Source organism: Aureimonas sp. OT7 (assembly GCF_014844055.1).
GTDB lineage: Bacteria > Pseudomonadota > Alphaproteobacteria > Rhizobiales > Rhizobiaceae > Aureimonas > Aureimonas altamirensis_A.
The window spans coordinates 1,583,629-1,598,036 of record NZ_CP062167.1 but is presented as its reverse complement, the minus strand read 5'-3'; the positions used below and the strand labels follow the sequence as shown (position 1 = coordinate 1,598,036).

The window sequence follows — 14,408 nt, the reverse complement described above, 5'->3', positions numbered from 1 at the left end:
CGGCACAGTTTCGGGAATGTCCCACCTCACGCAGCCGCCTTCTTGTCGGTCTCGAAGAACAATGCCTGGCTGATCAGCGCCTTCACCATGTCCGGGTTGAAGGGCTTGGTAACCAGGAAGGTCGGCTCGGGGCGCTCGCCGGTCAGGAGCCGCTCCGGGAAGGCGGTGATGAAGATCACCGGGACGGAAACCCGCGACAGGATATCGTTGACCGCATCGATCCCCGAGCTGCCGTCCGCCAGTTGGATATCGGCCAGCACCATGCCGGGCTTCTGCTCCTCGAACAGCTTGATCGCCTCCTGGTGCGTCCGGGCGATGCCCGTCACGCCATGGCCGAGGCTTTCCACCATCTGCTCGATATCCATCGCGATCAGAGGTTCGTCCTCGATGATCATGATGTTCGTGGACACCTGCCGGCCGATGTCCGCGCTCGCCTGGTCGATCAGGCGGGAGAACTCAGCTTCGGAGGTATTGAGAATCAGCGCGGCCTCGCCGGTGGTGAAACCTTCGACGGCGACGAGCAGAAAGGCCTGCCGCGGCAGGGGCGAGATGGCGCGCAGGTTCCGCGAGGCCTTCTCTTCCCAGGCGGATACGGGTGCATCCTCGCGGATGTTGACGTCCAGCGACTGCCAGAGCGACGAGAACAGGCGGTAAAGCGAAATGCGCGGGCTTTCCTGCGTGTCGAACAGGCTCGGCTCTGCGATCAAGGCTTCCAGAACGGCAGCCACATAGGCATCGCCGCTGGCCTGAGAACCGGTGAGCGCGCGGGCGTACCTGCGCAGGTAAGGAATGTGCGGCGCAATGCGCGACGACATCGACATGGAAACTCCCCTCGTGCCGATCAACCAGACCGGAATAGGACATGATTGCAGCCGCGGATATGGGGCTGTCGAAAAAAATGCCAACGGTTCCTACATGATTTCCAGTCTAGTTTTTTGAAATCGTGAATGAGCACCCGCGCACCATCACGAATGACGAAACAAATCTGGCCCGGACGGTCTTGCGGATCGGGGCTAGGGGCACATCTTATCGGCAGCTTGGCTTCGCACCGCAACGCAACCCTGCGGTAGCGGAGAAGGAGGCAGCCCATGCGAGGTTTGATGGAAGACCAGAGAAAGCCGGCGGAAGCGCCCAAAGGCGGCGAGCGCAAGGACGAGACCGCCCTAGGTGCCAGCAACGCCATCGGGCGGCGGCTGAAGGCCTATTACGAAGATGTCGCCAGCGAGCCGGTGCCGGATCGGTTCCTGTCGCTCCTCGACGCCCTGGATGCCGCGGAAAAGGGCGGTTCGAAATCCGGTATGGGAGACTGACTGCCCATGAGCGAAAACCCGGACTTCAGAAAAGAACTCATTTCGATAATCCCGAGCCTGCGCGCCTTCGCGGCGTCGCTGGCGGGAAACTTCGACCGGGCCGACGACCTGGTTCAGGAAACGCTGGTGAAGGCCTGGGACAAGCAGCATACCTTCCAGCCCGGCACCAACCTGAAGGCGTGGCTGTTCACCATCCTGCGCAACGAATTCTACACGCAGATGCGCAAGAAGGGCCGGGAAGTACAGGATGTCGACGGCATTCATGCAATGCAGCTTGCCGGCCATCCGGAGCAGCAGGGCCATCTGGACCTGCAGGATTTCCGCAAGGCGCTGGACCTGTTGCCCGACGACCAGCGCGAGGCGCTCGTACTGATCGGCGCGTCCGGCTTCTCCTACGAGGAGGCGGCGGAAATCTGCAAATGCGCTGTCGGCACCATCAAAAGCCGTGTTTCGCGTGCCCGCACGCGGCTTGCCGAGACGCTTGGCATCGAGGGAGACGGGGAATACGGTCCCGACTCGATCTCGTCGCAGATCATCGGCGTCGCCCCGGCTGCCTGATCCCCGGAACGGAACCGGGCACTCCGCATTATCCGGGGGGAAGTGCACTCTGCATAACGACCGCTCATTCGGAAGGGAATCTATTTCATGTCGAGCATCAACCCCAGCGAATCCACGAAAACTGACCCGGCCGAGGGCGATCTGGAAGCGCAGGTGAAGCGGTTGCGCGAAGATCTCGCGGAGGTCGCCGAAACGCTGAAGGGCCTTGCCGGAAACCGCGCCAGCAACGCGCGCGATCAGGCTTTCGCCCTGAAGAACGACATCAAGGAAACCGGGGAGCAATATTTCCGGCAGGCGCAGGAGACGGTCGGCGAGCTGGAAGAGCAGCTCAGCGAGCGGGTTCGCTCCGAGCCGCTGAAATCCGTCCTGATCGCCGCCGCGATCGGATATTTCTACGCTCGCATCTTCAAAAACTGATCGATGATCGGGCAGTTCCTGGCAAAAGTCGTCACAGGTGAGGCCGGCATTTTCTTTGCCCGCCTCAGGCAGATGGCCGTCATTTATGTTCTGATGGCCATCGTGGCTCTGTTCCTTGTGCTTTTCCTGTTGATCGCGGCTTTCCTCTGGCTGGCGCAGAGCGTTGGCGCATTGCCGGCCGCGCTTTACTTCTGCGCCGGACTGGCGGTGCTGCTGGCCGTTCTGTACGTGGTACTGCTGATTGTCGGCCGCACACCCAAGGAGCGTGCCAGTGATCGCCTGCAGCGCGATGTCGCCTCCTTCGCCAGCGTTGCGGCGGTCAGCAATCTTCCGCTGATCCTGCATTCCGTGAAGCGTCGCAAAGGCCTGCTGGTCATACCGATCGTCGGGGCCGCGGTCTGGGCCGGCCTTCGGGCATTCTCATCGAGACGTAATCTCGATTGAGCATTGTCGGGGCCCATCCTCGACCTTCGAAAGCCGGCCGCCATAAGCAGCCGGCTTTCTTTTTGCCTCTTGAAGACTTCGTGACGGATCGAAAGGCCGCGAAATTCGTTTTCACAGGATCATCCGGTCGCTTCCCGACCGGAGAAGAGGAAAAAGATCATGGCCGAAGAAATCCGCTCGACCGAAGCCAAGCAGGGAGTGAAGGGCAACCGCACTCTTACGATACTTCTGGTCGCCCTCGCACTGTGCCTTGTCGTTTTCGCGGGGCTTGGCATCTACGGCAAGATCCTGCCGGATCAGAACATCGACGGTCCGCAGTCCAGCGGTGTCGAGACCTCGGCTCCGCCTCCCGCAGCCGGTGAGTCCCAGGGTGGTGTCGTAAGTCCGAACCAGACGTCGACCCCGCCGGCACAGTAACCAGGAAGGGCCAGATACCATGTCCAGAATAACCGCAAGCGGCGATAGTCCGGTGCTGCCCCTCGATACGGCGGTCGGAGACGATGCCGACACGCCGGGAATCAGCCAGCCGTTCACGCAGGCCGAAATCGAAGATCTGGTCAACGACACCACGATGCCGATCGAAGAGCGCGTTGAGCGCCTTCATGGCATGGCGGAGACGTTGGGCACCCGCGAGGAGATGGATCGTGGCGGCGAGTTCGACCCGTTGATCGAGCAGATCAACGAAGCGCTTGGCCTGCTTGCAGACGGGGGCCACACCTACGGAACGCCCGAGTCTGTCGGCCTCGACCCGGAATACAGGTCGGATGCCCGCGCGCCGGACGACCCGGACGACAGGCCGCTCTGATCTTCCGACCCGACTGTTGATGACAACGGGCGCGATGTGCGCCCGTTGTCATATCGGACATTACAGGTAGGACGCCTCGTCGGGCACCAGAACCCTGAGGCCACCCCGTCGGATGCTGACGATCGATTTCGGCTCCAGCGATTCCAGCTCGCCGTCGCGCACAGCCCGCTTGTCGCGCGATATGCCCGGATAATACAACTCCACCTGCTGGGCCTGCAGCACCGTCAGCGACGGGTTCTCCTTCCAGCGTCCACGCCAGACATCCAATGCCAGCCTCGCCACTTCGGCCCTGTCCTTGGTGCGGCAGATATAGACGCCGAGCGTGCCTCCCCTCGGGTTGTCGGCGAAGGGCAGATGGCCGTCCCCGTAAATATTGTTCGACACGGCGACGGCGGGGGTCTCGATTTTTTCGAGCTTTCCGTCGATCTCGACATCGAGGCGCACGAGCGGCAGGCTCTGCAGCGTCATCATGACCGCCTTGGTCGATGCCCACATCTTGCCGACGCGCGAGCCATAATCGAATTTCTCCCGCATGCGCACCATCCGTGCGTGAACCCCGACGGCGAACTGGTGGACGAATGGCTTGTCGTTCACCATGGCGATATCGACATCGACAATGATACCCGACGCCAGTGCGTTCACCGCGGCCGACAGTTCCAGCGGGATCTGCAGGGTACGTGCGTAAAGGTTCATCGTGCCGGCCGGCAGGACGGCCAGCGCGATGTCGGTGCCGGCAACTGCGCCCGCCGCGCCGCTTACCGTGCCATCCCCGCCCCCTACCATCATGACGTCGATGTCGGTGCGCGCCGCCGCCTGCCTGAGCGCCTGCGCAATATCATGACCATCCACGACCTCGATCTCGACCCGGTGGCCATGCAGTGTGAACTCGTCGCGGATGAGCGCCGTCAGAAGATCGAGGTCTGTCGTTCTCAGCGTTCCACCCGTGCGGTTCAGAATGACATGTATGTCCATGCGTCAGGCACCCCGTTTCAATGGCAGGCCAACGGCCTGCGGCGGAACGCGCGCGAGGCCCTTTCGTTTCATGGACGGGAACCGCGCGACAGGAAAGGGACATGCCATGCTCGAGTGGATCGTCATACTTCTCATCGTTGCCGCCATCGCAAGCCTTCTCGGTTTTCGCGGGGTTGCGGGTGCATCGGCCGGCCTGGCCAGGATCCTGATTTTCATCGTCCTGGCCGGTATTCTTCTGCTGCTTCTCTTCGGGGTGATCGTGTTCGCCTGACTTCCGCGTGATGGCGGAACCGTTCCCCCGCGATCATGGTTCTAGCCTCGAAACCGCAGGATGCGCACATCCGCATCAACGGATACGGGAGACTAATTATGCTACGTAAACTTCTTGCTACTTCCGCCATGGCAACGCTGCTCGCGACCGGCGCCATCGCGCAGGAAGCCAATACGCCGGCAGCCACCGAAGCTGCCCCCGCCGCAACCGAAACCGGCTCCATGGCCACTGAACCGGCAACCGCGCCGGCAGGGCATTCCGCTGCGTCCTTCGACTACCTTACCGCCCTTTCCGCAGGTCAGCACCTGTCCGATGACATGGTCGGCGCCGAAGTCATGATGCAGGGTGCCACCGACCAGCAGGCCGGCGAGATCCAGAACCTGGTGGTGGGCGCGGATGGAACGGTCCTGGCGGCCGTACTGCGGACCGGCGATGCACTCGGTGACGAGTCCCGCGATGTCGCCGTACCGTTCGACAAGTTCGAGTGGTCGATGAATGAAAACAACGAGCCGACGGCCACGCTGACTGCGACGGTCGACGAGATTGCGGCTGCGCCGACTTTCACCAGCGACGATGACACCGCCGCCGCCACGACCGGCACCATGGCCCCGGCGGGTGGCACCGCGACAACCCCGGCCCCTGCCGGCGAAATGGCTGCGACACCGGCCCCGGCTGGCGAAATGGCCGCGACACCGGCGCCGGCTGGCGAAATGGCCGCGACACCGGCGCCGGGAAGCACCACGGAGACGCCGGCAACCACGACGGCGCAGACCGGCATGGGCGGCGAATACCTGGCGACACTCGCCGCCGACCAGTATCTGGCCGACGACCTTGTCGGCGACAGTGTCTACACCGGCCCGACGAACGATTCCGACAATATCGGCAACATCAACAACCTCGTCATCAACGAAGACGGCACCATTGCCGGCCTGATCGTCGGCGTCGGAGGCTTCCTCGGCATCGGCGAAAAGAATGTCGGCGTCCCGTTCGATGCCGTCGCCCTGACCAACAACGAAGAAGGCGAGCAGCATGCAAGCCTGGTCGTGACCCGTGAGGATCTCGACGCCGCTCCGGCCTTCGACAACGACGCTTCCGAAGACATGGCGGCCGCACCGGCAGCCACGGAAACGAGCCCGGCCGGCACTACGGGTGGCACGATGGCGGCCGGAACCGGGATGGCCGCCGGCACGGCCGCGGGTACCGGCACGGCGGCAACCCCGGCCGAGACGGACACGACCACTACGGCCTCGACCGGCGGGACGAGCCGTCCGGCCGACCTGACGCCCGTTGCCGGTGCCGAGCTGACGGCCGACAATCTGATCGGCACCACGGTCTACGGCCCGGATGACAGCTCCATCGGCAGCATCGGCGATATCGCCCTGACGCCTGAGGGCCAGGTCGATGCCGTTATCGTCGATGTCGGCGGCTTCCTCGGCATCGGCGCCAAGCCGGTCGCCGTCGCCATGGACAACCTTCAGTTCATGCGCGACTCCGGCGGGTCCATGTACCTGACGACCGACTTCACGCAGGACGAGTTGGAAGCGGCGCCGGAATACAACCGCGACACCTACGCCGACAGCCGCGACACGATGCGGATCCAAAGCGGCTCCACAGCGCAGTAACGGCAGTCACAAACACGAGAGAGCCCGGCAACGCGCCGGGCTTTTTCGCGTTGCGGCAACAAATCGTAACGTTTGCACCCAGATTCGGCGGTAATGTAGGTTCAGAACGTCGGCAAAGCCCGACACACCAGCACGAAAGGCGCCGATGGCACTTCTTCGTCAAACCTTGGCGAGCATCGCCGTTCTGGCCGTTATCGCCATCGTTGCCCTTTGGGCGTTCGAGGCCCCCGGTCGGTTCCTCCTGTCGCATCGCGAGGTGCTGCCCGGCCCGCTTATCCGTGTGGTGGAGGCCGTTTCGCGCGCCGGGGACAAGGTTGGTCCGACATCCGTGACCGCCGGCGACGCCCTGTCGCGCACGCTGGTCGTCACCGACGCGGCAACGCCCGACCGCACACGCGACAGGCTGCGGGTCATCGGCACCGGCCAGGCCGTGTCCACCGTTGCAATCCATCCCGACGCGTCGGGCCTCATCACCGAGGTCCGCTTCCGCTCCGGCGACCGCGTACAGCAGGGCCAGGTCCTGGCCGTCCTGCAGAGTGACGCGGAGACAGTCGCCGTCGAGCGGGCCCGGATCGCGCTGGAGGCCGCGCAGGATCAGGTGCGGCGCTATCGCGCGCTCCTCAATTCCAACTCCATCACCTCAGTGCAGTTCGACGAGGTTCGGCGCGCGGCGGAAGCCGCCGCGCTGGACCTGCGAGCCGCCGAGATCGCCCTGGACGACAGGCGCATCGTGGCTCCGATCGGCGGCATCGTCGGCCTCGTCACCATCGAACCCGGCAGCTACGTGTCCAGCGACACGCTTGTCGCCACCGTGGACGATCGCGCAAAACTCAAGGTGATGATCTCGGTGCCGGAGGCTTTCGTTCCGGAAATCGCCATCGGCCACGCCGTCACCGCGACGCCGACTACGCGGACCGGCCGCACCTACGATGGCGAGATCACCGCTCTGGATAATCGCATCGACGAGACCAGCCGCACGTTGCGCGCCGAAGCGACGGTCGACAACAGTTCCGATATCCTGCGTCCGGGCATGTCCTTCACGGTCGATATCGCCTTCAACGGCCAGGACTACCTGTCCGTCGACGCGCTTGCGATCCAGTGGGAGCGCGCCGGCCCCTTCGTCTGGACCGTCGACGACGGCCAGGCGCGCAAGGCGCGGATCGAGATTATCGAGCGCAATGTGGACCGCGTCCTGGTTGCCTCGCAAAGCCTTGTGGCCGGCCAGCCGGTCGTGATCGAGGGGGTCCAGCAATTGCGTGAGGGATCGCCCGTGCGCGTCAACGATCCCGAGGCGTTGCCGGACGTGCCCCAGGCGCCGGAAGGCACGCCCACCGTAGACCGCGATGGCAGCCTCGAGCGAAATCGTGCCGGGCTGGCCCCGGCCGGCCGCCTTGCCGACAGCCGGGCCGCGACACGATGAGCGGCGGGCGCGTCCGCGACGGGGTCACCAAGTTCACCTCGCTGTTCATCCGTCGCCCGGTCCTGACGCTGGTTCTCAATCTTCTCATCGTCGTCGCCGGACTTGCGGCCCTCCAGTCCGTCGAAATCCGCGAACTGCCGAACGTCGACCGGCCGGTCATCACCGTGTCCACGACGTTCGAAAGCGCCTCCCCCGAGGCGGTCGACAGGCAGGTGACGAGCGAGGTGGAAAGCGCTGTCGCGCGCGTGCCGGGCATCGTCTCCATTTCGTCCACCTCGCGGCTCGGCAACAGCCGTGTCGTGATCGAGTTTTCCAGCTCGACGGACCTCAACGTCGCCGCGAGCGACGTCACCAATGCCGTTGCCGCCATCGCCAACCGCCTGCCCGACGATGCCGACGAGCCCCGCATCGTCAAGGCGGATGCCGATGCCGACGCCATGATGCGCCTTGCTGTCCTGTCCCCCCACATGCGCATCGAGGACATGACCGATCTCGTCGACGACCAGATCGCCAATCGCATCGCCGCCGTCGAGGGTGTAGCGGAAGTGACGTTGACAGGTGAGCGCGAGCGGCAGGTCTATATCGACATTCGCCCGGACGAACTGGCAACGCGGGGCCTGACACTCGGCGATCTGTCGAATGCGCTGGCCAACGCTTCGATGGACGTGCCGGCGGGTGCACTGGAATCGGCAACCCAGAAGCTCGTCGTCCGCGCCGACGCCAGCCTTGCCGATCCGGCGTCCTTCGCCAACGTCATGCTGGACAGGAAGACGCGCCTGTCCGACGTTGCCAATATCCGCTTCGGTCCGGACGAGGCATCCTCGAAGCTGCGCGTCAACGGACAGACCGGCATCGGCCTCGACATCGTGCGGCAGGCCGGTGCGTCCACGATCGCCATATCCGAAGGCGTTCGCGCCGCCGCCGAAGAGTTGAACGCCGGCTTCAGCGACGGCACCCGCGTCGTCGTCATCAGCGACGAGGCCGTCTTCATCAACGGCTCGATCCATGAGGTGGAGCTGACGCTGGCGCTGGCGGTGCTGATCGTCGTCGCCGTGATCTATCTGTTCCTGCTGTCGATGCGGGCGACATTGATCCCCACCGTGACGATTCCGATCGCACTGATCGGCGTCGTCGCGTGCATCTATCTCGCCGGCTTCTCCATCAATATCATCACTCTGTTGGCGTTGGTTCTGGCCACCGGCCTGGTGGTGGACGACGCCATCATCGTCCTGGAAAACATCGTGCGCCGCCGCGACATGGGCCTGACCCCGCAGGCCGCCGCCGTCGTCGGCACGCGCGAAGTCTTCTTCGCCGTCATTTCCACGACAGCGACGCTGGCCGCCGTCTTCGTTCCGATCTCCTTCCTGCCCGGCGTCGCGGGCGGCCTGTTCCGGGAATTCGGCTTCGTGCTGGCCCTGGCGGTCACCTTGTCCAGCTTCATCGCCCTGACCCTGTGCCCCATGCTGGCGTCCCGCATCATCGGGACACGCAAAGAGGAAACCGCCCCCGGCCGCTTCAAGCGCGGCACGATGGCGATCGGCAATCGCCTTGCGGGCCTTTATGCGCGGTTGCTTCGCCTGTCGCTGCGCTTTCCACTCATCGTGGTCGCCGTCTCGGTCGTCTTCGCGGGGATCGCCGCGCTCGCCTATCGCAACATCCCCCAGCAGCTGACGCCCGCCGAAGATCGCGGAACGGTCCTGATGATGATCTCGGCGCCGCAAAGCGCCAGCCTCGATTATCTCGACGCGCAGATGCGGCGGGTCGAGGCCGTCGTCATGCCCTATGTCGAGCATGGCGAGGCGACCAGCGTCTACGCCCGGATCGGCATCTTCACCGGCAACTCGGCCTTCATGGTGATGCCCCTGACGGGCTGGAACCATCGAGAGCGCAGTCAGCAGCAGATCGCGGATGAGCTGAATGCGGCGTTCGCCGAGATCCCGGGCGTCCAGGCGCGGGTGATCCAGCCCAATTCCCTCGGCATCCGGGGTGGCGGGCGCGGCCTGCAATTCGCGCTGACGGGCATCAGCTACGATGTCCTGTCCGACACGGCCGAGCGCCTGCGCGACGCCATGGCCGAGGACGGGCGCTGGGGCCGTGTCCAACTCGCCTACGATACGACGCAGCCGCAGCTCTCCGTGGCCATCGACCGCGAGCGCGCCTCGGATCTCGGCATCGACATCGACGGGCTGGCGACGGCGGTCCAGGCGCTGCTGGACGGGCGGGAGATCGGCACGACCTTCGTGGACGACCGCTCCGTTCCCATCCGCCTGGTCTCTTCCGCCGTGCCGGTTAACGACCCTGCCGATCTCGGCAACGTCCATCTGCGCACCGGTGACGGCCGCTTCGTGCCGCTGTCGACCATCGCCACCGTCACGGAAGAGGCGATCGCACCCAATCTCTCGCGGGAAAGCCAGAGCCGCGCCGTCGGCCTGTCGGCCGACCTGACGCCCGGCTATGCCATCGGCGACGGCTGGCAGGATGTCGTCGAATTTGCCCGGCCGCTGCTGCCGGCCGGGGTGCAGATCGTTCCGCTGGCCGAAGCGGCGACGCTGCAGCAGACGTCCAGCGGCCTCGCGCTCGTCTTCGCCTTCGCCATCGTCGTCGTGTTCCTGGTCCTGGCCGCCCAGTTCGAAAGTTTCGTCTCGGCGCTCATCATCCTCGTTACCGTGCCCTTCGGGCTTGCCTGCGCGGTCTACGCGCTGCTTCTCTTCGGCGAGAGCCTGAACCTCTACAGCCAGATCGGCCTTGTCCTCCTGGTCGGCATCATGGCCAAGAACGGCATCCTTGTGGTCGAGTTCGCAAACCAGCTCCGCGAACAGGGGCGCAGCGTGCGCGAGGCCGTCGAGGAGGCCGCCCTGATCCGGCTACGGCCGGTGATGATGACGATGATCGCAACCATCGTCGGCGGCGTGCCGCTGATCGTCTCTTCGGGAGCGGGCGCCGAAGCCAGAATGTCGCTCGGCTACGTCATCGTCGGCGGTCTGGGCCTGTCGACGCTGGCGACGCTGTTCCTGACGCCCATCGCCTATCTTGCGCTTGCGCGCTTCTCGCGACCCGCCGGAGAAACCGAGGCGGCGCTGGAGCGCGACCTCGACGAGGGAGAAGCGAAGGGAATCGCCTGAGCGGCGGGCAAGCTTCACAGCCGCCTGCCCTTGCGATATGACGCCGCCATGGCCCCTCCTCCGCTCCTCCGCCTCGATGGCATCCGACTCACCTTCGGCGGCACGCCGCTTCTTGCCGGCGTGGAGCTCAACGTTCTGCCGCAGGACCGCATCGCGCTTGTCGGACGCAACGGGTCGGGCAAGTCCACGCTTTTGAAGATCGCCGCCGGACTGGTCGAGGCGGACAAGGGCGAGGTCTTCCGCCAGCCGGGCGCGACGGTGCGCTATCTGGCGCAGGAACCCGATTTCGGCGATGCCCAAAGCGTCGAATCCTACATTGCCGCGGGCCTCGGGCCCGCCGACGACCGGTGGCGGGTGACGCGGTTGATGGACGGCCTGGGGCTCAAGGCCGATGCCCGCCCCCAGGACCTGTCGGGCGGCGAGGCGCGCCGCGCCGCGCTGGCTCGCGTGCTGGCGCCCGAGCCCGACATCATCCTTCTGGACGAGCCGACGAACCATCTCGACCTGCCGACCATCGAGTGGCTTGAAGAAGAGGTGCGCGGCCTGCGCAGCGCCGTCGTCATCATCAGCCACGACCGGCGTTTCCTGGAACGCACCACCAACGCCACCGTCTGGATCGATCGCGGCACGGCGCGTCGGCTGAACGAAGGCTTCGCCGCCTTCGAGGCCTGGCGCGACAAGGCGCTGGAAGAAGAAGAAATCCAGCTGCAGAAGATGGATCGCAAGATCGAGCGGGAAGAGCATTGGCTGCGCTACGGCGTCACGGCGCGCCGCACCCGCAACGAGCGCCGGCTTGCCGCCTTGCACCAGATGCGCGCCGACCGGCGCGATGCGCGGCGCGCCATCGGCACCGTGGAAATGAGTGCCGGCGAAACGCGGGAAAGCGGCAAGCTCGTCATCGAGGCACGCAACATCAGCAAGGCCTATGGCGACCGGGTCCTGGTGCGCGATTTCTCGGCCCGCATCCAGCGCGGCGACAGGCTGGGCCTGGTGGGGCCGAACGGCGCGGGCAAGACCACCCTTCTCAAGATGCTGATCGGCGAGACGCAGCCCGATTCGGGCGAGGTGCGTCAGGGTACGCGCCTCGACATCGCCTTTCTCGACCAGAAGCGCACACGCCTGCGCGACGACGTGGCCGTGGTGGACGCCCTCACCGACGGGCGCGGCGACCAGGTCGTCGTCAACGGAGAGGCCCGGCATGTCGCCGGCTATCTCAAGGACTTCCTGTTCCAGCCCGAGCAGATCCGCACGCCCGTCGGCAATCTGTCCGGCGGCGAACGGGCCAGGCTCCTGCTGGCCAAGGTGCTGGCCACTCCCGCCAATTTCCTGGTGCTGGACGAGCCGACCAACGATCTCGACATGGAAACGCTGGATCTCCTGCAGGAGTTGATCGCCAACTATCCGGGCACCGTGCTGCTGGTCAGCCACGATCGCGATTTCCTCGACAGGACCGTGACCAGCGTGATCTCGCCCGAGGCGGACGGACGCTGGCTGGAATATGCGGGCGGCTACTCCGACATGCTGGCGCAGAAACGCGGAGCGGCCAAGGAAGCCGCCAGGCCGGCGAAAGCGCGCGAGCAGCGGGACGCAAGGCCTGAGGCGAAGGCCAGCACCGGCCCGGCCAAACTATCGTTCAAGCAGAAGTACGCGCTCGAGAGCCTGCCCAAGGAAATGGCCGCGCTGGAGGCGGCCATTGCCGCGGCGGAGGCCGAAATGGCCGATCCGAACCTTTTCAACCGCGCACCCGATCGCTTCAACCAGCTTGCCGCGATCATCGACGAAAAGCGCGCCGCGCTGGCTTCCGCCGAAGACCAATGGCTGGAGCTGGAAATGCTGAAGGCAGAGCTGGAAGGCTGAACCCGTCCGCGGCATCTTGACCTTTGGGTCAAAAAGGGCGATATGCCGCTTGTCACGCCGTGATCGCGCTGCGCACGCCCCAATCTTTGGCGATCGTGCGCCCGCCAGCCGCTTACCACAAGGGGCTGGCCACGGTTCCGTGCCGTTCTGTCGCTTCCGCGCGAAGACGTTCGGCCATCTCGCAGGCGGTATGCCTGCACCAGTCACAGGTACTCCTTGACCCAATCCCAGTTCGACACGCTCGGCTTGTCCGAAGCGTTGCTTAGCGCCATCACCAAGATGGGCCTTGTTACCCCTACCCCGATTCAGGCAAAGGCCATGCCCGCCGTGCTCAAGGGCCGCGATGTCCTCGGCATCGCCCAGACCGGCACCGGCAAGACCGCCGCCTTCGCCCTTCCCGTCATCGATGCCATCCTGCGCAAGGGCGGCCGCCCCCAGCCGCGCAGCTGCAAGGCGTTGTTCCTTGCGCCCACACGTGAACTCGCGGTGCAGATCGCCGAGAACGTGAAGGCATATTCGGCCGGCACGCCGGTCCGCCACATGACGATCTTCGGCGGCGTTTCCATACGCCCGCAGATCGAAACCGCCAACCGCGGCGTCGATATCGTCATCGCGACGCCTGGCCGCCTGCTGGACATGATCGACCAGAAGGCGCTGACCCTGTCCGACGTACGCCACGTCGTGCTGGACGAGGCCGACCGCATGCTGGACATGGGCTTCGTGCGCGATGTCATGCGCATCGTGAAGATGCTGCCGACGGAACGCCAGTCGCTTCTCTTCTCCGCAACCATGCCGGCCTCGGTCGAGCAGCTTTCCGGGCGCATCCTGTCGGATCCCGTCCGCGTCGAGGTGACACCCGAAGTCGTCACCGTGGAAAAAATCGACCAGAGCGTCTTCCTTGTGCCGCAGAAGGCCAAGAAGAACTGGCTGATCCAGAACCTGGAGCGCTTCGACAAGACGGTCGTCTTCACCCGCACCAAGCATGGCGCCAACCGCCTGACGACCGACCTTGAAAAGGCCGGCATCGAGGCGCTGGCCATTCATGGCAACAAGAGCCAGTCGGCGCGCCAGCGCGCGCTGGGCGAGTTCCACGCCGGCCGTCTCAAGGTTCTGATCGCCACCGATATCGTGGCGCGCGGCATCCATGTCGACGATGTCAGCCATGTCATCAATTTCGACCTGCCCGAAGAGGCCGAAAGCTATGTGCACCGCATCGGACGTACGGCGCGCGCCGGCAAGTCCGGCATCGCGATCACGCTGTGCGATCCGTCCGAGCGCGCCAAGCTGCGCGGCGTCGAGAAGCTGACGGGCCTTCGGTTCGACATTCAGAAGAGCGAATTCGCCACCGATGAGGCGCTTGCCGCCTCCGCCAGCGAGGAAGCACCCCGGCGTGGAAAAAGCCCCGGCAACCGGCAGGGCCGTCCGGCTCGCTCCGGCCAGTCGGGCGAGCGCCATAACGCCGGCGGCCAGCAGAAGCAGGGCGGCGATCGGCGCGCTGCCAATTCTGCCGGAGAGGCCAAGCGCGACGGTGCCAACAGGGCCAAGCGGCGGCGCGGCAATGGCCAGCGCGGACGCCCTCAGGCGGCCATGGCCTGACTACCATCGAACCG

General features: G+C 65.2%; 14 protein-coding genes. 12 read left to right on the top strand and 2 right to left on the bottom strand.

The window, feature by feature from the left end; translation table 11 throughout:
- Positions 1 to 26: 26 nt before the first annotated feature.
- A complete protein-coding gene (locus IGS74_RS07680; RefSeq protein ID WP_039188940.1) occupies positions 27 to 821 on the bottom strand; it encodes a response regulator in 795 nt (264 codons plus the stop codon).
- Between the two features lie 279 nt (positions 822 to 1,100).
- On the opposite strand from IGS74_RS07680, the gene IGS74_RS07675 reads away from it, so the two are divergent.
- From IGS74_RS07675 to IGS74_RS07650, 6 genes are all read left to right on the top strand, one after another.
- On the top strand, positions 1,101 to 1,310 hold the full coding sequence (locus IGS74_RS07675; RefSeq protein ID WP_039188938.1) for a NepR family anti-sigma factor: 210 nt from the start codon (positions 1,101 to 1,103) through the stop codon (positions 1,308 to 1,310).
- A gap of 6 nt (positions 1,311 to 1,316) precedes the next feature.
- On the top strand, positions 1,317 to 1,868 hold the full coding sequence (locus IGS74_RS07670; RefSeq protein ID WP_039188935.1) for a sigma-70 family RNA polymerase sigma factor: 552 nt from the start codon (positions 1,317 to 1,319) through the stop codon (positions 1,866 to 1,868).
- Positions 1,869 to 1,955: 87 nt separating this feature from the next.
- Positions 1,956 to 2,285, top strand: a complete 330-nt coding sequence (locus IGS74_RS07665) for a DUF883 family protein (RefSeq protein WP_039188933.1) — start codon at positions 1,956 to 1,958, stop codon at positions 2,283 to 2,285.
- Between the two features lie 3 nt (positions 2,286 to 2,288).
- Positions 2,289 to 2,729, top strand: coding sequence for a hypothetical protein (locus tag IGS74_RS07660; RefSeq protein ID WP_039188930.1), 441 nt, complete (start codon positions 2,289 to 2,291; stop codon positions 2,727 to 2,729).
- Positions 2,730 to 2,888: 159 nt separating this feature from the next.
- The gene (locus tag IGS74_RS07655; protein ID WP_192390480.1) at positions 2,889 to 3,146 is read left to right on the top strand and encodes a hypothetical protein; all 258 of its coding nucleotides are present in this window, start codon (positions 2,889 to 2,891) and stop codon (positions 3,144 to 3,146) included.
- Positions 3,147 to 3,165: 19 nt separating this feature from the next.
- A complete protein-coding gene (locus IGS74_RS07650) occupies positions 3,166 to 3,534 on the top strand; it encodes a hypothetical protein (protein ID WP_192390479.1) in 369 nt (122 codons plus the stop codon).
- A 60-nt stretch (positions 3,535 to 3,594) separates the two neighbouring features.
- On the opposite strand, the gene IGS74_RS07645 is transcribed toward IGS74_RS07650, so the two are convergent.
- Positions 3,595 to 4,506, bottom strand: a complete 912-nt coding sequence (locus tag IGS74_RS07645) for a diacylglycerol kinase family protein (protein WP_192390478.1) — start codon at positions 4,504 to 4,506, stop codon at positions 3,595 to 3,597.
- Between the two features lie 106 nt (positions 4,507 to 4,612).
- On the opposite strand from IGS74_RS07645, the gene IGS74_RS07640 reads away from it, so the two are divergent.
- The 6 genes from IGS74_RS07640 to IGS74_RS07615 all read left to right on the top strand — a co-directional run bounded on the left by IGS74_RS07640 (position 4,613) and on the right by IGS74_RS07615 (position 14,394).
- Complete coding sequence (locus tag IGS74_RS07640; protein ID WP_039190789.1) at positions 4,613 to 4,777, top strand: DUF1328 family protein; 165 nt, start codon at positions 4,613 to 4,615, stop codon at positions 4,775 to 4,777.
- Between the two features lie 98 nt (positions 4,778 to 4,875).
- Positions 4,876 to 6,399, top strand: coding sequence for a PRC-barrel domain-containing protein (locus tag IGS74_RS07635; RefSeq protein WP_192390477.1), 1,524 nt, complete (start codon positions 4,876 to 4,878; stop codon positions 6,397 to 6,399).
- 145 nt (positions 6,400 to 6,544) lie between these two features.
- Positions 6,545 to 7,819, top strand: a complete 1,275-nt coding sequence (locus tag IGS74_RS07630) for an efflux RND transporter periplasmic adaptor subunit (RefSeq protein ID WP_192390476.1) — start codon at positions 6,545 to 6,547, stop codon at positions 7,817 to 7,819.
- Entirely contained in the window at positions 7,816 to 10,941 is a 3,126-nt protein-coding gene (locus tag IGS74_RS07625; RefSeq protein WP_192390475.1) for an efflux RND transporter permease subunit, read from the top strand. The genes IGS74_RS07630 and IGS74_RS07625 overlap by 4 nt, the downstream gene beginning before the upstream one ends.
- A gap of 48 nt (positions 10,942 to 10,989) precedes the next feature.
- Positions 10,990 to 12,798: an ATP-binding cassette domain-containing protein gene (locus IGS74_RS07620; RefSeq protein ID WP_192390474.1), complete on the top strand. Its 1,809-nt coding sequence runs from the start codon at positions 10,990 to 10,992 to the stop codon at positions 12,796 to 12,798.
- A 216-nt stretch (positions 12,799 to 13,014) separates the two neighbouring features.
- Entirely contained in the window at positions 13,015 to 14,394 is a 1,380-nt protein-coding gene (locus tag IGS74_RS07615; RefSeq protein WP_246723062.1) for a DEAD/DEAH box helicase, read from the top strand.
- Positions 14,395 to 14,408: the final 14 nt, after the last annotated feature.

Excerpts from the sequence above, each read along its gene's own strand:
- IGS74_RS07630 (WP_192390476.1), top strand. The coding sequence starts at position 6,545 with ATGGCACTTCTTCGTCAAACCTTGGCGAGCATCGCCGTTCTGGCCGTT.
- IGS74_RS07670 (WP_039188935.1), top strand. The coding sequence starts at position 1,317 with ATGAGCGAAAACCCGGACTTCAGAAAAGAACTCATTTCGATAATCCCG.
- IGS74_RS07635 (WP_192390477.1), top strand. The coding sequence starts at position 4,876 with ATGCTACGTAAACTTCTTGCTACTTCCGCCATGGCAACGCTGCTCGCG.
- IGS74_RS07640 (WP_039190789.1), top strand. The coding sequence starts at position 4,613 with ATGCTCGAGTGGATCGTCATACTTCTCATCGTTGCCGCCATCGCAAGC.
- IGS74_RS07645 (WP_192390478.1), bottom strand. The coding sequence starts at position 4,506 with ATGGACATACATGTCATTCTGAACCGCACGGGTGGAACGCTGAGAACG.
- IGS74_RS07655 (WP_192390480.1), top strand. The coding sequence starts at position 2,889 with ATGGCCGAAGAAATCCGCTCGACCGAAGCCAAGCAGGGAGTGAAGGGC.
- IGS74_RS07665 (WP_039188933.1), top strand. The coding sequence starts at position 1,956 with ATGTCGAGCATCAACCCCAGCGAATCCACGAAAACTGACCCGGCCGAG.
- IGS74_RS07680 (WP_039188940.1), bottom strand. The coding sequence starts at position 821 with ATGTCGATGTCGTCGCGCATTGCGCCGCACATTCCTTACCTGCGCAGG.
- IGS74_RS07660 (WP_039188930.1), top strand. The coding sequence starts at position 2,289 with ATGATCGGGCAGTTCCTGGCAAAAGTCGTCACAGGTGAGGCCGGCATT.
- IGS74_RS07650 (WP_192390479.1), top strand. The coding sequence starts at position 3,166 with ATGTCCAGAATAACCGCAAGCGGCGATAGTCCGGTGCTGCCCCTCGAT.
- IGS74_RS07620 (WP_192390474.1), top strand. The coding sequence starts at position 10,990 with ATGGCCCCTCCTCCGCTCCTCCGCCTCGATGGCATCCGACTCACCTTC.
- IGS74_RS07675 (WP_039188938.1), top strand. The coding sequence starts at position 1,101 with ATGGAAGACCAGAGAAAGCCGGCGGAAGCGCCCAAAGGCGGCGAGCGC.
- IGS74_RS07625 (WP_192390475.1), top strand. The coding sequence starts at position 7,816 with ATGAGCGGCGGGCGCGTCCGCGACGGGGTCACCAAGTTCACCTCGCTG.